This is a genomic window from Streptomyces sp. BoleA5, from assembly GCF_000373665.1.
Lineage (GTDB): Bacteria > Actinomycetota > Actinomycetes > Streptomycetales > Streptomycetaceae > Actinacidiphila.
In genome coordinates, this window is record NZ_KB892120.1 from 33,164 (window position 1) to 57,051 (window position 23,888).

Annotated in this window: 25 protein-coding genes and 5 tRNA genes; 21 read left to right on the plus strand and 9 right to left on the minus strand. The window is 72.0% G+C overall.

Annotated elements, in window-relative coordinates; all coding sequences use genetic code 11:
* Window positions 1-17 precede the first annotated feature (17 nt).
* Both B085_RS0128730 and B085_RS0128735 read right to left on the minus strand, forming a co-directional pair.
* Window positions 18-431, minus strand: coding sequence for a roadblock/LC7 domain-containing protein (locus B085_RS0128730; RefSeq protein WP_018562063.1), 414 nt, complete (start codon window positions 429-431; stop codon window positions 18-20).
* Between the two features lie 9 nt (window positions 432-440).
* On the minus strand, window positions 441-3,773 hold the full coding sequence (locus B085_RS0128735; RefSeq protein ID WP_018562064.1) for a nitrate- and nitrite sensing domain-containing protein: 3,333 nt from the start codon (window positions 3,771-3,773) through the stop codon (window positions 441-443).
* Window positions 3,774-4,516: 743 nt separating this feature from the next.
* Here B085_RS0128735 and B085_RS0128740 point away from each other — a divergent pair.
* The 10 genes from B085_RS0128740 to B085_RS0128785 all read left to right on the plus strand — a co-directional run bounded on the left by B085_RS0128740 (window position 4,517) and on the right by B085_RS0128785 (window position 9,342).
* Window positions 4,517-4,705 carry a hypothetical protein gene (locus B085_RS0128740; RefSeq protein WP_018562065.1) on the plus strand — a complete coding sequence of 63 codons (189 nt, stop codon included), beginning with the start codon at window positions 4,517-4,519 and terminating at the stop codon, window positions 4,703-4,705.
* Window positions 4,706-4,790: 85 nt separating this feature from the next.
* Window positions 4,791-5,582: a fumarylacetoacetate hydrolase family protein gene (locus tag B085_RS0128745; RefSeq protein WP_018562066.1), complete on the plus strand. Its 792-nt coding sequence runs from the start codon at window positions 4,791-4,793 to the stop codon at window positions 5,580-5,582.
* Window positions 5,575-7,059, plus strand: coding sequence for a glutamate--tRNA ligase (gene gltX, locus B085_RS0128750; RefSeq protein WP_026251546.1), 1,485 nt, complete (start codon window positions 5,575-5,577; stop codon window positions 7,057-7,059). Before B085_RS0128745 ends, gltX begins: the two co-directional genes overlap by 8 nt.
* 69 nt (window positions 7,060-7,128) lie before the next feature.
* Window positions 7,129-8,088 (plus strand): pseudouridine synthase, encoded by a 960-nt coding sequence (locus B085_RS44100; RefSeq protein WP_018562068.1) that lies wholly within the window; start codon window positions 7,129-7,131, stop codon window positions 8,086-8,088.
* A 9-nt stretch (window positions 8,089-8,097) separates the two neighbouring features.
* Window positions 8,098-8,817 (plus strand): HAD family hydrolase, encoded by a 720-nt coding sequence (locus B085_RS0128760; protein WP_018562069.1) that lies wholly within the window; start codon window positions 8,098-8,100, stop codon window positions 8,815-8,817.
* An 88-nt stretch (window positions 8,818-8,905) separates the two neighbouring features.
* Window positions 8,906-8,977, plus strand: a tRNA-Gln gene (locus tag B085_RS0128765).
* Window positions 8,978-8,994: 17 nt separating this feature from the next.
* Window positions 8,995-9,067: transfer RNA gene (locus tag B085_RS0128770), tRNA-Glu, on the plus strand.
* 27 nt (window positions 9,068-9,094) lie between these two features.
* Window positions 9,095-9,167: transfer RNA gene (locus tag B085_RS0128775), tRNA-Glu, on the plus strand.
* 12 nt (window positions 9,168-9,179) lie between these two features.
* Window positions 9,180-9,251 (plus strand) — tRNA-Gln (locus tag B085_RS0128780).
* An 18-nt stretch (window positions 9,252-9,269) separates the two neighbouring features.
* Window positions 9,270-9,342, plus strand: a tRNA-Glu gene (locus tag B085_RS0128785).
* Between the two features lie 77 nt (window positions 9,343-9,419).
* Here B085_RS0128785 and B085_RS0128790 read toward each other — a convergent pair.
* On the minus strand, window positions 9,420-10,064 hold the full coding sequence (locus tag B085_RS0128790; protein ID WP_018562070.1) for a MerR family transcriptional regulator: 645 nt from the start codon (window positions 10,062-10,064) through the stop codon (window positions 9,420-9,422).
* A gap of 61 nt (window positions 10,065-10,125) precedes the next feature.
* Between B085_RS0128790 and B085_RS0128795 the strand changes: the two genes are divergently transcribed.
* Entirely contained in the window at window positions 10,126-10,647 is a 522-nt protein-coding gene (locus B085_RS0128795; RefSeq protein ID WP_018562071.1) for a DUF4188 domain-containing protein, read from the plus strand.
* A 16-nt stretch (window positions 10,648-10,663) separates the two neighbouring features.
* On the opposite strand, the gene ndgR is transcribed toward B085_RS0128795, so the two are convergent.
* Complete coding sequence (ndgR, locus tag B085_RS0128800) at window positions 10,664-11,380, minus strand: IclR family transcriptional regulator NdgR (protein ID WP_018562072.1); 717 nt, start codon at window positions 11,378-11,380, stop codon at window positions 10,664-10,666.
* Between the two features lie 160 nt (window positions 11,381-11,540).
* Here ndgR and leuC point away from each other — a divergent pair, with 160 nt between their 5' ends.
* From leuC to B085_RS0128820, 4 genes are all read left to right on the plus strand, one after another.
* A complete protein-coding gene (gene leuC / locus B085_RS0128805) occupies window positions 11,541-12,962 on the plus strand; it encodes a 3-isopropylmalate dehydratase large subunit (RefSeq protein WP_018562073.1) in 1,422 nt (473 codons plus the stop codon).
* 5 nt (window positions 12,963-12,967) lie between these two features.
* Window positions 12,968-13,561: a 3-isopropylmalate dehydratase small subunit gene (gene leuD / locus B085_RS0128810; protein ID WP_018562074.1), complete on the plus strand. Its 594-nt coding sequence runs from the start codon at window positions 12,968-12,970 to the stop codon at window positions 13,559-13,561.
* 133 nt (window positions 13,562-13,694) lie between these two features.
* Window positions 13,695-13,928 carry a hypothetical protein gene (locus tag B085_RS0128815; RefSeq protein ID WP_018562075.1) on the plus strand — a complete coding sequence of 78 codons (234 nt, stop codon included), beginning with the start codon at window positions 13,695-13,697 and terminating at the stop codon, window positions 13,926-13,928.
* A 123-nt stretch (window positions 13,929-14,051) separates the two neighbouring features.
* Window positions 14,052-14,660: an HU family DNA-binding protein gene (locus B085_RS0128820; RefSeq protein ID WP_018562076.1), complete on the plus strand. Its 609-nt coding sequence runs from the start codon at window positions 14,052-14,054 to the stop codon at window positions 14,658-14,660.
* Window positions 14,661-14,733: 73 nt separating this feature from the next.
* Here the strand turns inward: B085_RS0128820 and B085_RS0128825 are convergent, their stop codons facing one another.
* Window positions 14,734-14,952 carry a hypothetical protein gene (locus B085_RS0128825; RefSeq protein WP_018562077.1) on the minus strand — a complete coding sequence of 73 codons (219 nt, stop codon included), beginning with the start codon at window positions 14,950-14,952 and terminating at the stop codon, window positions 14,734-14,736.
* A gap of 10 nt (window positions 14,953-14,962) precedes the next feature.
* Complete coding sequence (gene cofC / locus B085_RS0128830) at window positions 14,963-15,676, minus strand: 2-phospho-L-lactate guanylyltransferase (protein ID WP_018562078.1); 714 nt, start codon at window positions 15,674-15,676, stop codon at window positions 14,963-14,965.
* A 290-nt stretch (window positions 15,677-15,966) separates the two neighbouring features.
* Between cofC and B085_RS0128835 the strand changes: the two genes are divergently transcribed.
* Genes B085_RS0128835 through B085_RS0128845 form a run of 3 tightly spaced genes read left to right on the plus strand, consistent with a single transcriptional unit; the run spans window position 15,967 to window position 18,854 of the window.
* Window positions 15,967-16,692, plus strand: a complete 726-nt coding sequence (locus B085_RS0128835; RefSeq protein ID WP_018562079.1) for a lysophospholipid acyltransferase family protein — start codon at window positions 15,967-15,969, stop codon at window positions 16,690-16,692.
* The gene (locus tag B085_RS0128840) at window positions 16,689-17,690 is read left to right on the plus strand and encodes an NAD(P)H-dependent glycerol-3-phosphate dehydrogenase (protein WP_018562080.1); all 1,002 of its coding nucleotides are present in this window, start codon (window positions 16,689-16,691) and stop codon (window positions 17,688-17,690) included. Before B085_RS0128835 ends, B085_RS0128840 begins: the two co-directional genes overlap by 4 nt.
* Before the next feature lie 27 nt (window positions 17,691-17,717).
* A complete protein-coding gene (locus B085_RS0128845) occupies window positions 17,718-18,854 on the plus strand; it encodes a D-alanine--D-alanine ligase family protein (protein ID WP_018562081.1) in 1,137 nt (378 codons plus the stop codon).
* A gap of 34 nt (window positions 18,855-18,888) precedes the next feature.
* Here B085_RS0128845 and B085_RS0128850 read toward each other — a convergent pair whose 3' ends face one another.
* Both B085_RS0128850 and B085_RS0128855 read right to left on the minus strand, forming a co-directional pair.
* Window positions 18,889-19,353 carry a DUF3515 domain-containing protein gene (locus B085_RS0128850; protein ID WP_018562082.1) on the minus strand — a complete coding sequence of 155 codons (465 nt, stop codon included), beginning with the start codon at window positions 19,351-19,353 and terminating at the stop codon, window positions 18,889-18,891.
* 50 nt (window positions 19,354-19,403) lie between these two features.
* Complete coding sequence (locus B085_RS0128855) at window positions 19,404-19,637, minus strand: Lrp/AsnC family transcriptional regulator (RefSeq protein ID WP_018562083.1); 234 nt, start codon at window positions 19,635-19,637, stop codon at window positions 19,404-19,406.
* Window positions 19,638-19,792: 155 nt separating this feature from the next.
* Here B085_RS0128855 and B085_RS0128860 point away from each other — a divergent pair, with 155 nt between their 5' ends.
* Entirely contained in the window at window positions 19,793-20,752 is a 960-nt protein-coding gene (locus B085_RS0128860) for a thiamine-phosphate kinase (protein ID WP_018562084.1), read from the plus strand.
* Between the two features lie 22 nt (window positions 20,753-20,774).
* Window positions 20,775-21,563 (plus strand): bifunctional hydroxymethylpyrimidine kinase/phosphomethylpyrimidine kinase, encoded by a 789-nt coding sequence (gene thiD, locus B085_RS0128865; protein ID WP_026251548.1) that lies wholly within the window; start codon window positions 20,775-20,777, stop codon window positions 21,561-21,563.
* A gap of 135 nt (window positions 21,564-21,698) precedes the next feature.
* On the opposite strand, the gene rpmB is transcribed toward thiD, so the two are convergent.
* Window positions 21,699-21,884 carry a 50S ribosomal protein L28 gene (gene rpmB / locus B085_RS0128870; protein WP_014628431.1) on the minus strand — a complete coding sequence of 62 codons (186 nt, stop codon included), beginning with the start codon at window positions 21,882-21,884 and terminating at the stop codon, window positions 21,699-21,701.
* 268 nt (window positions 21,885-22,152) lie between these two features.
* On the opposite strand from rpmB, the gene B085_RS0128875 reads away from it, so the two are divergent.
* Complete coding sequence (locus B085_RS0128875) at window positions 22,153-23,850, plus strand: DAK2 domain-containing protein (RefSeq protein ID WP_018562086.1); 1,698 nt, start codon at window positions 22,153-22,155, stop codon at window positions 23,848-23,850.
* Window positions 23,851-23,888 lie beyond the last annotated feature (38 nt).

Sequence of the window (23,888 nt, forward strand, 5' to 3'; positions counted from 1 at the left end):
GCCGGGCTCCGCAGAGCTCAGCCCATCAGGCTGCCTTGGAGTTCTGCGCGCAGGTCGGGGGTGAGAACGGCGCCCGCTCGGTCGACGAGCAGGGCCATCTCGTAGCCCACGAGGCCGATGTCGCACTCGGGGTGCGCCAGTACGGCGAGTGAGGATCCGTCCGAGACCGACATCAGGAGGAGGAAGCCGCGCTCCATCTCCACGACGGTCTGGTTGACGCTGCCGCCCTCGAAGATGCGGGACGCGCCCGCGGTCAGCGAGGTGAGGCCGGAGGCCACCGCGGCCAGCTGGTCGGCGCGGTCACGGGGGAAGCCCTCGGACATGGCCAGCAGCAGGCCGTCGGCGGATACGACCACGGTGTGGGACACCCCGGGGGTGTTGTCCACGAAGTTGGTGATCAACCAGTTCAGATTCTGTGCCGCCTGGCTCATCTGACTCAACTAACGCTCCTGCTGGTGAGTGGTGCCAAAGCCGCGGCCGTCGGTCGTTCCCGTACCGGCCTGGCGGCCCTGCTGGATACCGCGACGGAGGTTGGTCAGGCGTCCGCGCACGTCGTCGGGCGCCCGCGAGATCTGCGGACCGCCCTGTGGGGCTTGCTGGGGAGCACCGGCTCCCGGGACGAGGTTGGCCTTCGGGACCCGCCGCGGCAGACCGGACGGGGTGACCCCGCCGGCGGACGGCTGGCGCACCTGGCCGGCGCGCTCCCACACCTCGTCGTTCGGCGAGGACCGCCACGCCGCCGAATCGCGCCGCGAGGGCTGCGGCGGCTGCGCGGGCTGTGCCGGGTGCGCGGGCGGCGCCGGGTACTCGGCGCGGGCCCGCTGCGGCTGCTGCTGGTGCTGCTGCGGAGCGGGCTGCTGCGGGCGCTGCGGCGGCAGGGTGGGCGTGCCGGCGCTCTGGCCGTGTCCGTTCTGCTGCGCCGCGACCGGGCCACTCTCGACGTGCACCTGCTGCATGCGCTCCGCACGACCGGTGCGGAACCAGTCCGACTCGAGGGAGTCGAAGATCGGGCTGGACTCGTCCGCGCGGCTCGGGGCCGGGGGCAGCGCCATCGGCTCGTTGACGGCCGGCAGCGGCTGCCGGTCGGCCTGCGGGGCCGCGGGGCGCTGCTGGTGCCCGCCACCGGGGCCCTGGGCGTAGCTCGCGGAGTGCCGCGGGCCCTGCGGGGCCGCCGGAGCGGGCGACGCGGTCTCCGGCGCCTGCGGGTACTGAGGTGCCTGCGGGTACTGAGGAGCCTGCGGCGCCGCGGGGCGCTGGAAGACGTCGCTGCGGGTGAACTGGCCCTGCTGCTGCGGGACCTGGCCGCCGTGCTGAGGCATCTGCGGGGCCTGCGGCATCTGCGGGGCCTGCGGGGCCTGCGGCATGTGCGGGGCCTGCGGGCCGCCGTACGCCTGCGGCGCGTGCGGCATCGCGTTGAAGTCCGGACGCTCGAACTGCGCCGTGGACTCCAGGTCCTCGTGACCGCGCGGCATGTCGGCCTCGGGTCCGTGGGCCGCGCCCATCGGCTGCGGGGCCGCCGGACGCTGCGGGGGAGCGGCGGGGCGCTGCTGGGCCTGCTGCGGCTGCTGGGCCTGCTGCGGACGGCCCTGGCCGCCGGGGACCTGCTCGTTCGCCCAGCTCGGGCCCGAGCGCTGCGGGCCGGGACCCGTCGGGGCGCCGGGGCCGGCCGGACGGCCGCCCTGCGGGCCCATACCGGGACCGGAGTTGAGGGCCGGACGCGACGCGGAACCGGACACCTGGCCGCGGTGGCCGCCGCGGTGCATGCCGGCCAGGCCCGTACCGCCGCCGCCCATGGCCGGGGCGGGTGCGCCCGGAGCGCCGGCGGGGGTACCGCCCGGCTGCTGGCCGCGGTTGCCCGCGCCGGGCTGCGGCTTGGCACCGCCCTGGGTGACGTCCACCGGCAGCATGACGAGCGCGGTGGTGCCGCCCGAGTCGGACGGACGCAGCTGGATCCGGATGCCGTGTCGCAGGGACAGGCGGCCGACCACGAACAGACCCATGCGGCGGGAGACGGAGACGTCCACCGTCGGCGGGTTCGCGAGACGCTCGTTGATGTCGGCGAGGTCCTCCGGGGAGAGGCCGATGCCGGTGTCGTGGATCTCGATCAGCACGCGGCCGTCGGGCAGCGCGTGACCGGTGACCCGCACCTTGGTCTGCGGGGAGGAGAACGAGGTCGCGTTCTCCAGCAGCTCTGCGAGCAGGTGGACGAGGTCGTTGACGACGCGGCCGGTGACTTCCACCGCCGGCACCGAGGTGAGCTCGATGCGCTCGTACTGCTCCACCTCGGAGGCCGCGGCACGGAGGACGTCGACCAGCGGGACCGGGCGGGTCCAGCGGCGGCCGGGCTCCTCGCCCGCGAGGACGAGGAGGTTTTCGCCGTTCCGGCGCATACGGGTCGCGAGGTGGTCGAGCTTGAAGAGGCTGGACAGCTGGTCCGGGTCGGCCTCGCGGGACTCCAGTTCGGAGATCAGGCTCAGCTGACGCTGGATCAGGCCCTGGCTGCGGCGCGAGAGGTTGGTGAACATCGCGTTGACGTTCCCTCGCAGCAGCGCCTGCTCGGCGGCGAGACGGACCGCCTCGCGGTGGACCTCGTCGAACGCGCGGGCCACCTGGCCGATTTCGTCGCGGGTGTGGATGCCGATCGACTCGACCGAGGTGTCGACGTCCTGCGGGTCGGACTCGGAGAGCTGCTTGACCAGCTCGGGCAGTCGCTTCTGGGCGACTTCCTGGGCGGTGTCCTGCAGCCGGCGCAGCGAGCGGACCATCGACCGGGCGACGACGAAGGCGCCGACGACCGAGATGCCGAGGACGAGGAGGATCAGGGCGCCGCTGAGGATGGCCTCTTGCTGGGCCTCGTCCCGCAGCGTCAGGGCCTTCTGCTGCATCTGCTGCAGCAGGGTCTGCTCGATCTGGCCCATGACCTGGAGCTTGGTCTTGGCGTCGTCGTCCCAGTCCAGGTACGAGGTGCCCTTGAAGTTCTGGATGCTGGACTCGGAGGCCGTGATGCGTTCGACCTGGTCGTCGACCTTGGTGACGATGTCGTTGCCGCCGTTGAGGCCCTTGAGCAGGTCAGCGGCGTTCGCCCGGCCGTAGATCTGGCTGAACTGCTTCAGCTCCGTGTTCTCGGACCGGTGGACGCCCGAGAGGTAACGGAAGTCGGCGGAGCTGAGCTTGCGGTCGTCGGCGAGCGCGGCACTGACCACGGCGCGCTGGATGGAGTCGTACTCCTTGGCGGCCGAGAAGGCCGCCAGCGCGCGGGTGCTCGCGATCATGTCCGGGTTACCGGTCGCCTCGGCCAGTTCCTGGGAGAGGTCGATCAGCGACTGGATGATGTCGTTGTAGTCGCTGACGGTCTGCGAGATGTAGCCGTGATCCTCGTACGCACGCTCGCGGATGGAGTTCAGCTCTTGGAGGTTGCGGCCGATCACGGACAGCGAGGCGTTGACGCCCGTGAGGTCCGGCGAGACCTCGTTGGCGGCGGCGATGTAGGCCGTACGCGCCAGCTTGGTCTTCGCCTGGGATGCCTTGATGTTGTCGTCGTCAAGGTCCCTGGGCGTGCTGGACAGCGGCCCGGCCGAGGCGTCCCGCTCCTCCTGGAGCGCGGCGGCGAGCTTGGTCGCCTGCTCCGTGAGGTCGGTCAGCGAGGTCATGGCCTCCAGTTGCTGCACGTTCTCCAGCGAGCTCTGGATGCGGAGCGCACCCAGCGTGGTCGCGGCGACCACCGGCAGCGCGAGCAGCGACACCAGACGAGTGCTGATGCGCCAGTTGCGCATGGCTATTCGAGAGCCGTGCTTCGGGCCGGTGCGCACACCGATTCCCGGCGTGACGTCGCTCTGCGCGCCCGCGGTTCCGGCGTCTGCGGTTTCATCCCGGCGGGCGGGACCGTGTTCGGCCCCACCGCGCTGCTCCGGGTCGCCCGCAGCGCCGCCATCCCTCTTGAAACGTCCCTGCACTAGCGTCGCAACCTCTGGACCAGGCGTCCCCCGCACGGGCGGCAGGACGGTGTCGAGTCTTCGGAGTACCGCCCCCCGGCGGATACCCATTGGCCGCCGCCGCTCGGCGATCGCACGCTCCCCCCTGCGCGCCGGCATCTGTTGATACGGCGGTCCGGGGAATTCCAGCACAGTGCCGGACGTCCAACAAGGCCCGACATGTTTCGAGTGGAATACGTGACTCAGCGCGTCCGGTGGATCACGCGGTGTCGGTGTCCTTTCGGATTTCTTCCGGCAATACGGGCTTTCTCCAGGGGGGTTGGGGTTGCCCGTCCGGCGCCCGGCTGCTGCCAACCGGGGGTGAAGAGTCCGGATAGGGCGGGATGTCGGATTGGGGGGCATCGGCCGGGCGGCCGATTCGCCCCGCTTGTCCCTGCCTTCGTGAGCAAAATCACAGGCCGTCAGTTGTATTGGGCATCCGGATCGGGGAACAGGCGCCGATAGATTGACGTTTGACACAGCCGTGTATTACGTCAACCGCGCCTTGCGGGGCGCCCGGTACAACACGAGGTTCTGACCGGCCCATGAAGACGACCATGATCATGCGACCCATAGCCAACCCGCGCCGCACCACCCTCGCGCACCTGACGGACGCCGAGGACACGCGGACCGCAGAGGTCGCGCCGGCCGTCGAGGGCGCGGAGGCCGTCGTGCTGCCCCGCCAGACCGCCANCCCCCGCCGCACCGTCCTGACGGAGCTGCCGACCGCCTGAGGCGCGGCTCGGCGGGCGGGGCCGGGAGCCACCCCCGGGATAACCTGGAGCGTCAGTCTCCGGCCAGTGAGGTGAGCTGCTTCCCGTGCGCATCGCCAGGTTCTCCATCGACGGCAATGTCGCCTTCGGCGTCGTCGAAGGCGACGAGTCCGTCCCGGACGGACTCGTCCTCGACATCATCAAGGGCATCCCGTTCGCCGAGTACGAGCGCTCCGGCACCAAGGTGCCGCTGAGCAAGGTCCGGCTGTTGCCGCCGGTGCTCCCCAGCAAGGTCGTCGCGATCGGCCGGAACTACGCCGAGCACGCCGCCGAGCTGGGCAACGAGGTGCCGGAGGTCCCGGTCGCCTTCTTCAAGCCGTCCACCTCGGTGATCGGCCCCGGCGACCCCATCGTGTACCCCTCCTTCTCACAGGAGGTGCACCACGAGGCCGAGCTCGCCGTCGTCATCGGCCGGATGTGCCGCGAGGTCCCGCGCGAGCGCGTCGCCGAGGTCGTCCTCGGCTACACCTGCGCCAACGACATCACCGCGCGGGACGCCCAGAAGGCCGAGAAGCAGTGGGCGCGCGCCAAGGGCTTCGACTCCTCGTGCCCCATCGGCCCCTGGATCGAGACCGGCCTCGACCTCGCCGCCGCGAACGACCTCGCCGTCACCGCGACCGTCAACGGCGAACTGCGCCAGTCCGGCCGCACGAGCCAGATGATCCGCTCCATCGAGGACCTGATCGTCCACATCTCCGAGGCCATGACGCTGCTTCCGGGCGACGTCGTCCTCACCGGCACTCCGGCGGGCGTCGGCCCGCTCCACGTCGGCGACGAGGTCGCCGTCTCCATCGAAGGCATCGGCACTCTCACCAACAAGGTGATCAAGCGTGACTAGCGCAGCTCCCGTACGCGTACGTTTCTGCCCCTCGCCGACCGGCAACCCCCACGTGGGCCTGGTCCGCACCGCCCTGTTCAACTGGGCGTTCGCCCGGCACCACCAGGGTGCCCTGGTCTTCCGCATCGAGGACACCGACGCCGCCCGCGACTCCGAGGAGTCGTACGAGCAGTTGCTGCAGGCCATGCGCTGGCTCGGCTTCGACTGGGACGAGGGCCCCGAGGTCGGCGGCCCGCACGCGCCCTACCGGCAGTCGCAGCGTATGGACGTCTACAAGGACGTCGCCGCGAGGCTGCTGGAGTCCGGCCACGCGTACAAGTGCTACTGCACCACCGAGGAGCTCGACGAGCGCCGCGAGGCCGCCCGTGCCGCCGGCCGCCCCTCGGGTTACGACGGCCACTGCCGCGACCTCACCGCCGAGCAGGTCGACGCGTACGAGCGCGAGGGCCGCGAGCCCATCGTCCGCTTCCGCATGCCCGACGAGACGATCACCTTCACCGACCTGGTCCGCGGCGAGCTGACCTTCACGCCGGACAACGTGCCCGACTACGGCATCGTCCGGGCCAACGGCGCTCCGCTGTACACGCTGGTCAACCCGGTCGACGACGCGCTGATGGAGATCACGCACGTGCTGCGCGGCGAGGACCTGCTGTCCTCCACCCCGCGCCAGATCGCGCTCTACCGCGCGCTCGCCGAGATCGGCGTCGGCAACGGCACCACCCCGCACTTCGGCCACCTGCCGTACGTCATGGGAGAGGGCAACAAGAAGCTCTCCAAGCGCGACCCGCAGTCCTCCCTCAACCTCTACCGGGAGCGCGGCTTCCTCCCCGAGGGCCTGCTGAACTACCTGTCGCTGCTCGGCTGGTCGCTCTCCGCCGACCGCGACGTCTTCAGCGTCGAGGAGATGGTGGCCGCCTTCGACATCGACGCGGTCAACGCCAACCCGGCGCGCTTCGACCTGAAGAAGGCCGAGGCGATCAACGCCGACCACATCCGCATGCTGGACGTGAAGGCGTTCGTCGAGGCCTGCGGCCCGTGGCTGAAGGCCCCGTTCGCCCCCTGGGCGCCCGAGGCGTTCGACCAGGCCGCCTTCGAGGCGATCGCGCCGCACGCGCAGACCCGTCTGACCGTGCTCTGCGACATCACCGACAACGTCGACTTCCTCTTCCTCGACACGCCGGTGGAGGACGAGGCGTCCTGGCAGAAGGCGATGAAGGACCCGGCCGCCGCCTCGGCGCTGCTCACCACCGCGCGCGAGAACCTGGCCGCCGCCGACTGGAACGCCGAGGCCCTGAAGGACGCCGTCCTCGCCGCCGGCGAGACCCACGGCCTCAAGCTCGGCAAGGCCCAGGCGCCGGTCCGGGTCGCCGTCACCGGCCGCACCGTCGGCCTGCCGCTCTTCGAGTCCCTCGAAGTGCTCGGCCGTGAGCGCACCCTGGCCCGAGTCGACGCCACCCTGGCGAAACTGGCCGGCTGACCGCGGTATGCCGATCCGCCCCGGGCACTCCGCCAGGAGCCCGGGGCGGCACGCTTCCCGGACGACGTCATGCGCCGCAGGACCCGGCCCCCGATCCCCCCGCTGCCCCAGCGCCGCGGGGTGGATCCCGTACGCGTGCGGCTGCCCGGCACCGGGACCTGGGCGACGGTCCGCGACCACCTGGTGGACCGACTCGGCGCGGCGGTGCCCCCGGAGCGGTTGGACGCCATGTTCGCGGCGGGGGAGGTGCACGGGAGCGACGGTCCGCTCGCCCCTGACGCCGCCTTCCGCCCGGGCGGCCACGTCTGGTTCCACCGGGAGCTGCCGGAGGAGGTCCCGGTGCCCTTCGGCATCGAGGTGCTCCACCGGGACGAACGGCTGCTCGTCGTCGACAAGCCGCACTTCCTCGCCACCATGCCGCGCGGCGGCCACGTTGTGGAGACCGCGCTGAGCCGGCTGCGCCACGACCTCGCGCTGCCCGAGCTCAGCCCGGCCCACCGGCTCGACCGGCTGACCGCGGGCGTGGTGATGTTCGTGATCCGCCCCGAGCTGCGCGGCGCCTACCAGACGATCTTCCGCGACCGCCTGGTGCGCAAGGAGTACGAGGCCGTGGCCCGGCACGACCCCGCCCTGGCGCTGCCGCGCACGGTGGAGAGCCGGATCGTCAAGGAGCGCGGCGAGATGGCGGCGCGCGAGGTCCCCGGCGAGCCCAACGCCCGCAGCCACGTCGACCTGCTGGAGCACCGCGACGGGCTGGCCCGCTACCGGCTCCGCCCCGAGACCGGCCGCACCCACCAGTTGCGGGTGCACATGAACAGCCTGGGGGTGCCCATCCTCGGCGACCCCGTCTATCCGCACGTCCTGCCGCCGGCCGCGCCCGGCGACTTCACCCGCCCCCTGCGGCTGCTGGCCCGGGTGCTGGAGTTCGACGACCCCGTGACGGGCGAACGGCACCGTTTCGAGAGCCGCCGGACGCTGTTCACCCGCAGGCCGCCGGGCCACGGCGCCCCGGACGGAGCACCGGGCTAGAGTCGGCATATGCCGATCCGCGCCGTGCTCTGGGACATCGACGACACGATCTTCGACTACTCGGGCGCCGAGCGGACCGGCGCGCTGCGTCATCTCGAGGCCGAGGGTCTGCTCGGCGCGTTCGGCGGCGAGGAGCGGGCGCTGGGTACCTGGCGCGAGGTGATGGAGACGCACTACGCACGCTTCCTCACCGGGGAGCTGGACTTCACCGAGCACCGCAGGGAGCGTGCCCGGGCCTTCCTGGGGCCCTCGGTGAGCGACTCCGCGGCCGATGCCTGGTTCGCGGCCTACTACGTGCACTTCGAGGCCGCCTGGTCGGTCTTCCCCGACGTGGTGCCGGTGCTGGACGCCCTCACCCCCGGCTACCGGCACGGCCTGCTGTCCAACTCCAGCGCCGCCCATCAGGAGCGCAAGCTCACCCGGCTGGGGCTCCGCGACCGCTTCGAGTGCCTGGTGTGCTCGCTGGAACTGGGACACGCCAAGCCCGCCCCGGAGGCTTTCCTGGGAGCGTGCGAGGTCCTGGGGCTGCCGCCGGAGGAGGTCGCCTACGTCGGTGACAAGGCCGACACCGACGCGCGCGGCGCCGACGCGGCGGGCCTGTACGGGGTGTGGCTGGACCGTACGGGTTCCGTCACCGCGCCGGACCTGCGGCGGATCACCGGGCTCGCGGAGCTGCCCGCACTTCTGGCGGCGGATACTCGTTTTGGAGCCCCGTCACCGATCGGGTAATGTTCTTCCTGCGCCGCCCGGGCGGGCCGAAATGGCCGGTACGGGGAGCGCGGCCAAACAAAACCCCCTGCGGGGGGTTGAGTTTTGGTGGGGTATGGTGTAATTGGCAGCACGACTGATTCTGGTTCAGTTAGTCTAGGTTCGAGTCCTGGTACCCCAGCGCAGATCTTCTGCAAAGCCCCCGTTGTGTAGCGGCCTAGCACGCTGCCCTCTCAAGGCAGTAGCGCCGGTTCGAATCCGGTCGGGGGTACTGATCTCTCTCGCAGGGATCGCTAGGGCCCCCGTTGTGTAGCGGCCTAGCACGCCGCCCTCTCAAGGCGGTAGCGCCGGTTCGAATCCGGTCGGGGGTACTTGACACACCATGGGGTATGGTGTAATTGGCAGCACGAGTGATTCTGGTTCATTTAGTCTAGGTTCGAGTCCTGGTACCCCAGCGCATTTCCTCAAGGCTTGCCCCCGTTGTGTAGCGGCCTAGCACGCCGCCCTCTCAAGGCGGTAGCGCCGGTTCGAATCCGGTCGGGGGTACATCGAGGAGAGGCCCTCCGCTTCGGCGGGGGGCCTCTTCCGTTTTCCCCGTTCACCCCCGATCCGGGCGTTCGGGCTCACTCAACTCCGAAGCGGCGACGGGACTCCTCGGCCTCGGCGAGCCGGCGCAGGCTCAGCAGCACCGGCTCGTAGAGCACCGTGAGCGTCACGGCGGCGGCCGCCTGTTCCAGCGGGGTGTCGTAGGTCTCGACCAGATCCAGGTCGTGGACGGCCTGTTGGGCGGCGAGCCGTGCGTAGGGCGCCAAGTGCCGTGCGCTGCTGGGGTATCCGAGGCGGGTCAGGGCGGCGACCGCCGTGACGAGCATCCGGTACGCGGGGGAGGGGCCGTACTTCTCGCTGCCCTGGCTCCAGCCGAGTTCGGCCATCAGCCCGTCCACCTCGCGGCGGGCCGTCCCCGTCGCCGGGTCGTCCTCGTCGGGCTCCGGGCCGTGCGGCAGGGCGAAGGTGGCGGCGCCGAGCCGCGTGTGCTGGTTGAGCGACTCGTCCTCGACCGCGGCGAGCACCTCGCGGGCGGTGGCCACCGGCACCTTGCCGACCTGGATCAGCGCCCGGACGAACCGCAGCCTGCGCAGGTGCTCCTCCCCGTACTCGGACTGCGTGGCCGTGACGCGACGGCCCGGGGGGAGCAGGCCCTCGCGCAGGTAGTACTTGATCGTGGCCGTGGCCACGCCGCTGCGTTCACTCAGCTCCGCCAGTCGCATTCCCTTGCGCCCTCCCTTGGATAGTGGCACTATCCAAGCATGGATAGTGCCACTATCCAACATGACCGACAGGGGGCTCCTCATGTCCGCGCAGGTGATTCCGGGCCGCAACACCGCCGCCGCCGAGGGCGGCATCGTCGTGTTCCTCATCGGGATGCGGATCAACCGCTTCCTCGCGCTCGGCAGCTGGCTTCCGGTGTTCCGCGCCATGCCGCGCATGCTGCGCGAGCTGTCGCGGGACGAGGGGAGCGGGTTCCTGGGCCACCGGCTGCTGTTCGGCGGGCCCCGGGTGATCTACGTCGTCCAGTACTGGAAGTCCACGGAGCAGTTGTTCGCGTACGCGTCCCAGCAGGACAAGCAGCACCGGCCCGCGTGGGCGGCGTTCAACCGCCGCGCGCGGGCCGGCAAGGGCCGGGTGGGCTTCTGGCACGAGACGTACGCCGCGCCGGCGGGTGCCTACGAGTCCGTCTACGTCGACATGCCCGCCTTCGGACTGGGCGCCGCGACGGGCGTCGTCCCGGTGGGACGCCGCGGTGAGACGGCGGCGCAGCGGCTGAAGGCGGGCGAAGGACGGGCGGCCTGAGGCCGGCGCTCCGGGCTCAGCCGGTGCGGCGCAGCGCCTCGGACAGGCGGCCGGCGGCGTCCACGACGGCCTGGGCGTGCATGCGCCCGGGGTGTCGGGTGAGCCGCTCGATGGGACCGGAGACGGACACCGCCGCCACCACGCGGTTGGACGGGCCGCGCACCGGGGCAGAGACGGAGGCCACACCAGGTTCGCGCTCGCCGATCGACTGGGCCCAGCCGCGGCGCCGCACGCCGGAGAGCGCGGTGGCGGTGAAGCGGGCCCCCTGCAGCCCGCGGTGGAGCCGCTCCGGCTCCTCCCAGGCGAGCAGGACCTGGGCGGCGGAACCGGCCTTCATCGGCAGCGTCGAGCCGACCGGGACGGTGTCCCGCAGTCCGGACAACCGCTCCGCGGCGGCAACGCAGATGCGCATGTCGCCCTGGCGGCGATAGAGCTGGGCGCTCTCGCCGGTCACGTCGCGCAGATGCGTGAGCACCGGCCCGGCGGTGGCCAGCAGGCGGTCCTCGCCCGCCGCGGCGGCCAGTTCGGACAGCCGCGGGCCGAGGATGAAGCGCCCCTGCATGTCGCGGGCCACCATCCGGTGGTGCTCCAGGGCGACGGCGAGGCGGTGCGCGGTGGGGCGGGCGAGGCCCGTGGCGCCCACGAGACCGGCCAGGGTGGCCGGGCCGGACTCCAGTGCGCTGAGCACCAGAGCCGCCTTGTCGAGAACGCCGACGCCACTACTGTTGTCCATGCAACGATACTCGCGTCTCACTCTGTGAAACGCAAGTTCAATTTTCCGGTGAACGCGGCACGCTGGAATGCACAGGCCGCTGCGGCCACTCCCCACAAGGGAGCGGACACGCAGGGCAACGACGAACAGGCCGGCAGAGCGGCCGGTCGGAGGGAATGCGATGGCAAGGACACTCGCGGAAAAGGTCTGGGAGGATCACGTCGTACGGCGCGCCGAGGGCGAGCCCGACCTCCTCTTCATCGACCTGCACCTGCTCCACGAGGTCACCAGCCCGCAGGCCTTCGACGGTCTGCGGATGAACGGCCGCCCGGTGCGCCGGCTGGATCTCACCATCGCGACCGAGGACCACAACACCCCCACCCTCGACATCGACAAGCCGATCGCCGACCCGGTCTCGCGCACGCAGCTCGAGACGCTGCGCAAGAACTGCGCCGAGTTCGGGGTGCGGCTGCACCCGCTGGGCGATGTCGAGCAGGGAGTCGTGCACGTCGTCGGCCCGCAGCTGGGCCTGACCCAGCCGGGCATGACGGTCGTCTGCGGCGACAGCCACACCTCCACCCACGGCGCCTTCGGCGCGCTGGCGTTCGGCATCGGCACCAGTCAGGTCGAGCACGTGCTGGCCACCCAGACCCTGCCGCTGGCCCCGTTCAAGACCATGGCGATCACCGTCGACGGCGAACTGCCCGACGGCGTCACCGCCAAGGACCTGATCCTGGCGATCATCGCCAGGATCGGCACCGGCGGCGGTCAGGGCTACGTCATCGAGTACCGCGGCTCGGCCATCGAGAAGCTCTCGATGGAGGCCCGGATGACCATCTGCAACATGTCGATCGAGGCGGGCGCCCGGGCCGGCATGATCGCCCCCGACCGGACCACCTTCGACTACCTGCAGGGCCGCGCGCACGCCCCGCAGGGCGAGGACTGGGACGCCGCGGTCGCCTACTGGGAGACGCTCAGGACCGACGAGGACGCCGTCTTCGACCACGAGGTCGTCATCGACGCCGCCGCGCTGTCCCCGTTCGTCACCTGGGGCACCAACCCCGGCCAGGGCGCCCCGCTGAGCGCCTCCGTGCCGGACCCGGCGGGCTTCGAGGACCCCAGCGACCGCCTGGCCGCCGAGAAGGCGCTGGAGTACATGGCCCTGGAGCCCGGTACGCCGCTGCGCGAGGTGAAGGTCGACACCGTCTTCGTCGGCTCCTGCACCAACGGCCGCATCGAGGACCTGCGCTCCGCCGCCTCCGTCGTCAAGGGCCGCAAGATCGCCGACGGTGTGCGGATGCTGGTCGTCCCCGGTTCGGTCCGGGTGGCGCTGCAGGCCGTGGAGGAGGGCCTGGACAAGGTCTTCAAGGAGGCCGGAGCCGAGTGGCGGCACGCGGGCTGCTCGATGTGCCTGGGCATGAACCCCGACCAACTGGCGCCCGGTGAGCGCTCCGCGTCCACCTCCAACCGCAACTTCGAGGGACGGCAGGGCAAGGGCGGCCGCACCCACCTGGTGTCGCCGCAGGTCGCGGCCGCGACCGCGGTCACCGGCCACCTCTCGTCCCCCGCCGATCTGCCCGGCGCAGCCGTCCTGGAGGCCTGAGAACGATGGAAGCTTTCACCACGCACACCGGCCGCGCCGTGCCGCTGCGCCGCAGCAACGCCGACACGGACCAGATCATCCCGGCGCACTGGCTGAAGAAGGTCACCCGCAACGGCTTCGAGGACGGCCTGTTCGAGGCCTGGCGCAAGGACCCCGAGTTCGTCCTCAACCGGCCCGAGCGCCAGGGGGCGACCGTCCTGGTCGCCGGCCCCGACTTCGGCACCGGCTCCTCCCGCGAGCACGCGGTGTGGGCCCTGCAGAACTACGGTTTCAAGGCCGTCATCTCCTCCCGCTTCGCCGACATCTTCCGCGGCAACTCGTTGAAGAACGGCCTGCTCACCGTGATCCTGCCGCAGGAGACGGTAGAGGAGCTCTGGCAGCTGACCGAGGCCGACCCGACGGCCGAGATCACCGTCGACCTCCAGGCCCGCGAGGTCCGCGCCGAAGGGATCACCGCCCCCTTCGAACTGGACGACAACGCCCGCTGGCGGCTGCTCAACGGCCTGGACGACATCAGCCTCACCCTGCAGAACGAGGCCGACATCGCCGCCTACGAGGCCGGGCGCCCCTCCTACAAGCCGCAGACCCTGCAGGTCTGAGAGGCCCGGCGGCCCTCGCGGCCGCCCGCCCGCCCACCTCCGCAGCGCCCCCCGCCCCCACCGGGCGGGGGGCGCTGCGGCGTGTTCGGCTCCACACCTCGTGACAACTCACCGCAGATGACACAATCGGCACATGGAACACGATGGCCAACTCGAGCTGTACGGGTTCCTCGCTGCCAGGTTGAAGCAGGCCCACACCCGGGTGGCGGGTCTGCAAGTGCCGGAGGACGTCAGGATGCAGTTGACCCGGCGGCTGCTCGTCATCACCGCTGCCGCGAAGCACGATCTCGCGGGTGCGGCAAGGCGTCTGGAGGAACTGATGAAGGACCTCGACGAAGGCCGATTCCCCGATCAAAGGTCTTCCTGAGCCCCGAGTTCGTTGCGGCACAAGGGTGATTCGCCCGTTTCGTATTTGATTTGCGGTATATATCCGCCTAGCGTGCGAAAAAGCCCGAACTTCATCGCCGGGCAAGTTTCCGAAGGGGAAGACGTGAACAAGGCGCAGCTCGTTGAAGCGATTGCCGACAAGCTCGGCGGCCGTCAGCAGGCCGCGGACGCGGTCGACGCCGTCCTGGACGCGATCGTCCGCGCGACGGTGAGCGGGGACCGGGTTTCGGTCACCGGCTTCGGCTCGTTCGAGAAGGTGGAGCGTCCCGCCCGCTACGCCCGCAACCCCCAGACCGGGGAGCGGGTCCGGGTCAAGAAGACCTCCGTCCCGCGCTTCCGCGCCGGTCAGGGCTTCAAGGACCTGGTCAGCGGGTCGAAGAAGCTCCCCAAGGCCGGAGAGGTCTCCGTCAAGAAGGCGCCCAAGGGCAGCCTGAGCGGAGGCGTCACCGCCAAGGCCACCACGAAGAAGGCGGCCGCGAAGAAGACCACCGCGAAGAAGGCCGCCACCAAGGCCGCCGCGGCCAAGAAGACCACCGCCGCCAAGACCACGGCGAAGAAGGCGACCGCGGCCCAGGCGACGACGGCGAAGAAGGCGACCGCCAAGAAGACCACGGCGAAGAAGGCGACCGCCAAGAAGACCGCCCCGGCCAAGAAGGCGCCCGCCAAGTCGGCGGCCCGGAAGACCGCCACCAAGCGGGCCGCGAAGCGGTAACGATTCGGCGGCCCCGCACACGCCGACGGGCCGGACACCCCGATTCAGGGGTGTCCGGCCCGTCGGCGTGTGCTCAGGCCCCCGGGTCGGGGAAGGTCTGCAGCGTCACGAACACCACCCGGCGCCCGTCCCCGCTGCCCTCGGTGCGGATGCGCACCCGCTGCCCGGGCCGCAGCAGCCGCAGGCCCCCGGCGTCGAACGCCGCCGCGTCGAACGGCAGCGGCGTCCCGTCGTCCAGCAGCACGCTGCCGGCGCGGGTCTCGGGGTCGTAGGTGTACGCGGTGGCCTGCATGGGCCTCAGCCTATCGGGCACCGCCGCCCGGGGCCGGTGCGCCCGCGGCCGGGCAGCCGGCGGGCCCGGGCCCCGCGGCCCCGTCCCGCGGCACCGCCCGAAGTGCGGGCCGCAGCAGCGCCCGCGTGTGCGGCCCGACCCCCAGCAGCAGGGCGGCGGCCAGGTCCTCCCCCGTATCCACGTCCCGGCGTACGGAGTCCACGTCCGGCAGGGCGATCTCATGGGCGCCGGAGGCCCGGTGGCGGGCCCGTGAGGGCCCCCCGAAGGCCGGCTCGAGGGCGGTCCCGGCGGTGGCGGCCAGCAGCGTGGTGCCGATTCCGGCCGCGTCGGCCAGAAACGACCGTCCTGGGCTTCGCGCGGCCGCGCGGAGCACCGCGGCCAGTTCGAGGGGCCGCAAGGCCGGGAGATCGGCGTTCAGGGCCGCCACGGCCGCCGCGGGGTGACGCCGCAGGACCGCGTCGGCGCCGTGCCGCAGCGCCGCGTTGAGGCCGGCGGCCGGGGAGTCGGCCTCGACGCGCGCCCCGAGGGCCGCCAGCACGGACCCGGCGAGCGGGTCATCGGTGACGACCGTCACATCTCGTACCGCCTCGCAGGCGAGTGCGGCGGCCACCGTGTCCTGCGCGAAGGCCAGCGCCAGCCCCGGCCGCACGGGGCCGACGGCCTCCGCGAGGCGGCTCTTGGCGGCGGACAGCGGCTTCAGCGGGACGACGAGCGTCCATTCCACGGGTGGCGACACCGAACTATTGTGCTCGGGTCCCCCGGGGCCACCGCCACCCTGCCCCAACCCCCCTTCCCGACGGCCCGCCTCCGGGTGCACGATCTCCCTGGTACGTGCTCGGGCCCTCCCGGCCCCGGCGCTTCCGCCGGGGCGTACCCCTGGGGCCCTCCGCCCTGGCGTTACGGTGGCCCTTCCGGCGACACTTGTGCGGCCGCACCGGCCGTACGGTGCCGCCGACCGCAGCAGGCCGCGATCCGGTGACCCCCGGGTCGGCGGCGGAACGAGGAGGAGTTCTGGTGTCCCGCCGCAGAATCGGCTTCTGGTACCGGCTCGCAGCCGTCATCGCCAAACCGCCGCTTGTCGTTCTTTTCAAGCGGGACTGGCGCGGAATGGAGCACATTCCGGGCCAGGGCGGATTCATCACGGCGGTCAACCACAACTCGTACCTCGACCCGCTGTCGTACGCGCATTTCCAGTACAACACCGGGCGGGTCCCCCGCTTCCTGGCGAAGGCGCCGCTGTTCAAGCCCGCCTTCGTCGGCGCCATACTGCGCGGCACCGGTCAGATCCCCGTCTACCGCGAGAGCACCGACGCCGCCAACGCCTTCCGGGCCGCGGTGGACGCCATCAACTCCGGCGAGTGCGTCGCCTTCTACCCGGAGGGCACGCTGACCCGCGACCCCGAGATGTGGCCGATGGTGGGCAAGACCGGCGTGGCACGGGTCGCGCTGATGACCAAGGCCCCCGTGATCCCGGTCGCCCAGTGGGGCGCCAACGAGGTCATGCCGCCCTACGCCACGGAGAAGAAGCTCCGCCTGTTCCCGCGCAGGACCCTGCGGGTCGTCGCCGGGCCGCCGGTGGACCTCTCGGCCTTCTACGGGCAGGAGGCCAACGCCGAGGTGCTCAGGGACGCCACCGACGCCATCATGGCCGCGGTCAGCGAGCTGCTGGGTGAACTGCGCGGCCAGACCCCGCCCGCCGAGCGCTTCGACCCTCGCAAGCAGAAGGGGAACACCAAGTGACGACGCGCTGCGCGGTCTACGGCGCGGGCTCCTGGGGAACCGCCTTCGCGATGGTGCTCGCCGACGCGGGCGCCCAGGTGACCATGTGGGGCCGACGCCCCGAGGTGGTCGAAGCGGTCAACAGCACGCGCAGCAACCCGTACTACCTGCCCGGGACCGAGCTGCCCGAGACGATCACCGCCACCACCGACCCCGCCGAGGCGGCCCGGGACGCGGAGTTCGTGATCCTCTCCGTACCGTCGCAGACGCTCCGCGGCAACCTGGCCGAGTGGCAGTCGCTGCTGCCCCGCGACTCGGTGCTGGTCAGCCTGATGAAGGGCGTCGAACTCGGCACGGCCAAGCGGATGAGCGAGGTCATCGAGGAGGTCGCCAAGGCGGGCCCGGAGCGCGTCGCCGTGCTGTCCGGCCCCAACCTGGCCAAGGAGATCGCCGCACGGCAGCCCGCCGCGAGCGTGGTCGCCTGCCGTGACGAGGCCGTCGCCAAGCGGCTGCAGGCCGCCAGCCACACCGCCTACTTCCGGCCGTACACCAACACCGACGTGGTCGGCTGCGAACTCGGCGGCGCCGTGAAGAACGTGATCGGCCTGGCGGTCGGCATCGCCGACGGCATGGGCCTGGGCGACAACACCAAGGGCTCGCTGATCACGCGCGGACTGGCGGAGACCACCCGGCTCGGCATCGCGCTCGGCGCCGACCCGCTGACCTTCTCCGGCCTGGCGGGCCTGGGCGACCTCGTCGCGACCTGCTCCTCGCCGCTGTCCCGCAACCACACCTTCGGCTTCAACCTGGGCAAGGGCATGACGCTGCAGGAGACCATCGCCGTCACCCGGCAGACCGCCGAGGGCGTCAAGTCCTGCGAGTCGGTGCTCGACCTCGCCCGCCGGCACGGTGTCGACATGCCCATCACCGAGACCGTCGTCGACATCGTGCACAACGGCAAGCAGCCGGTCGTGGCGGTCAAGGAGCTGATGTCGCGCTCCGCCAAGTCGGAACGCTGACGTCCGGAACGGTAAGGTCAACGCGACATGAGCATTCAGCCTTCTTCCCGCAAGCCGCGCGTCGCCGTCGTCTTCGGCGGACGCAGCTCCGAGCACGCCATTTCGGTCCTCACCGCAGGCGCCGTACTGAGCGCGATCGACCGCGACAAGTACGACGTGCTGCCGATCGGGATCACCACCGACGGCCGTTGGGCGCTGACCGCCGACGACCCGTCCCGGATGGCGATCGCCGACCGCGCGCTGCCGAGCGTCGAGCAGCTCGCCGAGTCCTTTGACGGCACGGTGATGCTGCCGGTGGACCCGGCCAGCCGCGAGGTCGTCTACAGCGAGCCCGGCTCGGTGCCCAAGGCGCTGGGCGACGTCGACGTCGTCTTCCCCGTGCTGCACGGCCCCTACGGCGAGGACGGCACTCTCCAGGGACTGCTGGAGCTCTCCGGTGTGCCCTACGTCGGCTCCGGCGTGCTCGCCTCGGCCGTCGGCATGGACAAGGAGTACATGAAGCGGGTCTTCATCTCCTTCGGCCTGCCGGTCGGCCCGTACGTGGTGATCCGCCCCCGCGAGTGGGAGAACGACCCCGCCGCGGCCCGCAAGGCGGTCGTGGACTTCGCGGCCGACCACGGCTGGCCGGTCTTCGTCAAGCCCGCACGCGCCGGGTCCTCGATGGGCATCAGCAAGGTCGACGACCTCGCGGGCCTGGACGAGGCGATCGAGGAGGCCCGCCGGCACGACCCCAAGGTGCTGGTGGAGTCGCTGCTGCGGGGCCGCGAGATCGAATGCGGCGTCCTGGAGTTCGAGGACGGCCCGCGCGCCTCCGTCCCCGCCGAGATCCCGCCGGTCACGGCGCACGACTTCTACGACTTCGAGGCGAAGTACATCGACTCCGCCGAGGGCGTCGTCCCCGCCCCGCTGACCCCGGAGCAGACCGCCGAGGTGCAGCGGCTCGCCGTGGCCGCCTTCGACGCGGCCTCCTGCGAGGGGCTGGTCCGCGCGGACTTCTTCCTGCAGGACGACGGCGAGTTCGTGATCAACGAGATCAACACGATGCCCGGCTTCACGCCGATCTCCATGTACCCGCGCATGTGGCAGGAGAGCGGCGTCGGCTACGCGGCACTGGTGGACCGACTGATCCAGGCCGCGCTGCGGCGCCCCACCGGCCTGCGCTGAACCGCGAACGGCGAGCAGCGGTGCCCCGGGCCCGTCAGAGCTCGGAGGGGATCGTGGTCTCCACGGCGTGCCCGAGGTCGGTCAGCGGATTGACCTCGGGCTTGTAGCGGGCGGGTACGGTCACCTCGACGAAGGCCTTGCGGCCGGTCGTCGTGAAGCGGTAGCCGTCGCCGGTCTGCTCGACGAGCCAGCTCACCCCGTTGACCTCCACCGCCTCGGCGGTGGGGTTGTAGACCGGGTTGCCCGGGGTCAGCATCTCGGGTCGCGGCACGCCGCAGCGCAGCACCACCGTAGGATCCCCCCATCCGGCGGTGAGGTCGGAGACGGGGCTCACCGACCGCTTCGACAGTCCGTCGACCTTCCCCGGCAGCGCGTCGTGGAGGGCGCCGCACATCCGGGCGGCGGAGGCGGAGGGCGACGGCACGGCGACCCCGCCCGCGGCGGTGCCGGAGGCGGAAATCCAGACCGCCGCCGCGGACATGCACGCGACGGCGGACACGGAGACTAGCGCTACCCGGCGGTACATCACCCGCCGAGCCTACAGGGGGCCTACAGATGGACGACCGGACAGGTCAGGGTGCGGGTGATCCCCTCCACCTGCTGCACCTTCGCCACCACGAGGCGCCCCAGGTCGTCGACCGTGTCGGCCTGGGCACGCACGATCACGTCGTACGGGCCGGTGACGTCCTCGGCCTGGATGACCCCCGAAATCTTGGAGATCACCTCAGCTACTGCCGAGGCCTTTCCCACCTCGGTCTGGATCAGAATGTACGCCTGTACCACGGAACCTCCAGGGCGGCTACGAGGATCATGTGGGAGGGAACGTCACGGTACCGCGTCGCCGCATGCCGCGGGGAGACCCGCGCGGTACCGGTCGCGCCGAAGCCGCCGCACAAGCGCACACAGAAGGGGACCGGCCAGGTGAAGGGGACAGTCAGATGAAGGGCACCGTGGGCGAACTGGGGGAGTTCGGGCTCATCAGGGAGTTGACCGCCCGGCTCACCTCCAGCCCCGCCGTCCGGCTCGGACCGGGTGACGACGCCGCCGTGGTCGCCGCCCCGGACCGGCGGGTGGTGGCCACCACCGACGCGCTCGTGGAGGGGCGGCACTTCCGCCGCGACTGGTCCACCGCCTACGACGTGGGCCGCAAGGCCGCCGCGCAGAACCTCGCGGACATCGCCGCCATGGGCGCCGTGCCGACCGCCGTGCTGCTCGCCCTGGTCGTCCCGGCGGACCTGCCGGTGACCTGGCCGGTCGAGCTGATGGACGGCATCCGGGACGAGTGCCAGGTGGCCGGCGCGGCCGTGGTCGGCGGTGACGTCGTCCGCGGTGACACGATCATGGTCTCCATCACCGCACTGGGCGACCTGCGCGACCGCGAACCCATCACCCGATCCGGTGCCCGCCCCGGCGACGTCGTCGCCGTCACCGGCTGGCTCGGCTGGTCCGCCGCGGGACTCGCCGTCCTCTCCCGGGGGTTCCGCTCCCCGCGCGCCTTCGTCGAGGCCCACCGCCGCCCCGAACCGCCGTACCACGCGGGTCCCGCCGCCGCGGAACTCGGCGCGACGGCCATGACGGACGTGAGCGACGGGCTCGTCGCCGACCTCGGCCACATCGCCGCCGCGAGCGGCGTCGCCATCGACCTGTCCTCCGCGGACATCGACATCCCGGCGCAGATGGCCGACATCGGCCAGGCCGTCGGCGTCGACCCGCTGCACTGGGTGCTGACCGGGGGAGAGGACCACGCGATAGTCGCCGCCTTCCCCCCGGAGACGAAACTGCCCGCCCGCTGGCGGGTCATCGGCCGGGTGGTGAAGGCCACCACGGCCCCCCAGGTCACCGTGGACGGCGCCCCCTGGGACAAGGCGGGCGGCTGGGACCACTTCGGGGCCGAGTGAAGGCGCCGACTAGATTCGCGGTATGACGAGCCCACCACGCGTGCTCACCGTCGCCGGTTCCGACTCCGGCGGCGGCGCGGGCATCCAGGCCGACCTGAAGACCATGCTCGCCCTCGGCGTCCACGGGATGAGCGTGGTCACGGCCGTCACGGCGCAGAACTCGCTGGGTGTCCAGGGTGCCTGGGAACTCCCGGTGGAGGCCGTGCGGGCCCAGTTCCGCAGTGTCGTGGACGACATCGGCGTCCAGGCGGTCAAGACCGGGATGCTCTCCTCGGCCGGGCTCGTCTCCGCCGTCGCCGAACTCCTCGCCCCGCTCGACGTCCCGGTGGTCGTCGACCCCGTCGGCGTCTCCAAGCACGGCGACCCGCTGCTCGCCGCGGACGCCGTCGAGGTCGTCCGGACGCGGCTGCTGCCGCTGGCCACCGTCGCCACCCCCAACCTGGACGAAGTGCGCCAGATCACGGGAGTCGTCGTGGACGGCGAGCCGGCCCTGCGCGAGGCCGCGGCGGCCGTCCTCGAGTGCGGCCCCCGCTGGGTCCTGATCAAGGGCGGCCACCTGAGCGGCGACGCCGTCGACCTGCTCACGGACGGCAGCAGCGAGCACTGGCTGCGCGCCCCGCGCCATGACAACCGCCACACCCACGGCACCGGCTGCACGCTGGCGTCCGCCGTCGCCTCGTTTCTGGCGCGGGGGATGGACGTCCCGGAGGCGGCCCACGCCGCCAAGGAGTACGTCACCGGAGCCATCGAGGCGGGCTTCCCTCTCGGCGGCGGCATCGGCCCCGTGGACCACGCCTGGCGGCAGCGCTGACGAAGACCGGCGCATCCCGGCGCATCCCGGTGGGATCCGCCGCGATCCGATGGAAGAGCACACCAGAAAGCCGGTCCACCACGAGGGTGGACCGGCTCAAGTAGCCGCAAAGGCTGCGCTACGACGTCCTATGCGTCAGCGCGCGACCTTGCCGGCCTTGATGCACGAGGTGCAGACGTTGAGGCGCTTCGGCGTCCGACCGACCACAGCACGCACCGTCTGGATGTTGGGGTTCCAACGACGGCGAGTACGGCGGTGCGAGTGCGAGATGTTGTTGCCGAAGCCCGGCCCCTTGCCGCAGACGTCGCAGTTGGCAGCCACGGGTCACTCCAAAGACTTCAGATGCACTTACGGATAAATCCCGGCGGCGCCGACGCCCGTCCAAGTGCAATGAAGGGAGACCGGTGGTGCCGAGGGACGGCCCGGGACAGCCCCGGGCAACCGGAGCAGCATACAACGTCCGCTCCTGTCCCTCGAAATTACCATGGTCAGCGGTACGGGGCGGTCCCCCGGAGGGCCCCGGCCCTCAGTACGCTGCGTGCGGACACCTCCCCACCCCAGGTCCCCGGCCGCCCCGCAGGAGGAACACGTGCCGCCGACGCTCGACCCTCCCGCGGTCCGCGCATGGTGCCGGCTGTCCCTCCAGGCGCTCGGGCGGGCACGCGAGGAGATCGACGCGATCAACGTCTACCCCGTCGCCGACGGGGACACCGGAACGAACCTCTTCCTGACCGTGGAGTCCGCCGCCCAGTCCGTGGACGCCGTCTTCGAGGGCCACGCCGCCTCGGGCGGCACCCCGGACCTCACCTCGTGCCTGCGCTCCATGGCGCACGGCGCGCTCATCGGCGCGCGGGGCAACTCCGGGACGATCCTCGCCCAACTGCTGCGCGGCATGGCCGAGGTCCTCGCCGAGGACGCCGGCGACCTGCGGCCCGCCCTGCGCCGGGCCGCGGAGTCCGCGTACCAGGCGGTGGCGCACCCGGTCGAGGGCACGATGCTGACCGTCGCCACGGCGGCCGCGGAGGCCGCCTCCGCGGTGAACGGAGACGTCCACGAGGTCTCCCGGGCCGCGTACGAGGCGGCGCGCCTCGCGCTGGCGGCGACCCCGCGGCAACTGGCCGTCCTCGGCGACGCCGGGGTCGTCGACGCCGGCGGCCGCGGCCTCGTCGCCGTCCTGGGCGCCCTCGCCGACGCGGTCTCCGGCCAGGCCCCCATGGGCCCGCTCGACGACGTCCTGCGGGTGCCGCTGCCCCGGAGCGCGTCCCAGGTCGTGCCCTACGGCTGCGCGACCGGCGAGGACGGCACGGAGGGCGGCGACCCGCACTTGGTGCCCGGCGGGCCGGGCTTCGAGGTGATCTACCTCCTGGAGGCGCCCGACCGCGCCGTAACCGCGCTGCGCACCCGGCTGGACCGGCTCGGCGACTCCCTGGTGGTCGTCGGCGGGGACGGGCTGTGGAACGTCCACGTCCACGTCGACGACGTGGGCGCCGCCATCGAGGCCGGGATCGAGGCCGGACGGCCGTACCGCATCAAGGTCACGCACTTCGGCGACCAGGCGCGGGCGCTGGAGCAGGGCCGCCGCGGGACGACCGGTCCGCACGGGGCGGGTGAGCGGGGCGAACGCGCGCTGCGCGCCGTCGTCGCCGTGGTGCGCGGCGACGGCCTCGCCGGACTCTGCGCGCAGGCCGGTGCCACCGTGGTCGCCGTACGGCCCGGGGAGCCGCCCGCGAGCGGCGACATCGCCGAGGCCATCCGCCGCGCGCACGCCGACGAGGTCGTCCTGCTGCCCAACGAGGTCGAACTGCGGCACGCGGTGGGCGCCGCGGCCGAACAGGCGCGCGCGGAGGGCGTCCGCGTGGCCCTCATCCCCACCCGGTCCGCGGTCCAGGGCATCGCCGCCCTCGCCGTCCACGAGCCGACCCGGCGATTCGACGAGGACGTCGTCGCCATGACCTCCGCGGCCGGCGCCACCCGCTACGCGGAACTCGCCGTCGCGGAGGCCCGGTCCTGGACCATGGCCGGCGTCTGCCAGGCCGGGGACGTCCTCGGCCTCATCGACGGGGACGTCGCGGTGATCGGCGGCAACCTCGTGGAGACCGGGATCATCGTCCTGGACCGCATGCTCGCGGCGGGTGGGGAGATGGTCACGCTCGTCATCGGGGCCCACGCGCCCGCGGATCTGGCGGACCGGCTCGAGGCGCACGTCCGCGACAGCCATCTCGCGGTCGACACGGTCGTCTACGACGGCGGCCAGGAGGCGTGCCCGCTCCTGATCGGCGTCGAGTAGCCCCGTCGCCGCCGCGGGGCGACCGGAGGCGGGCGCAA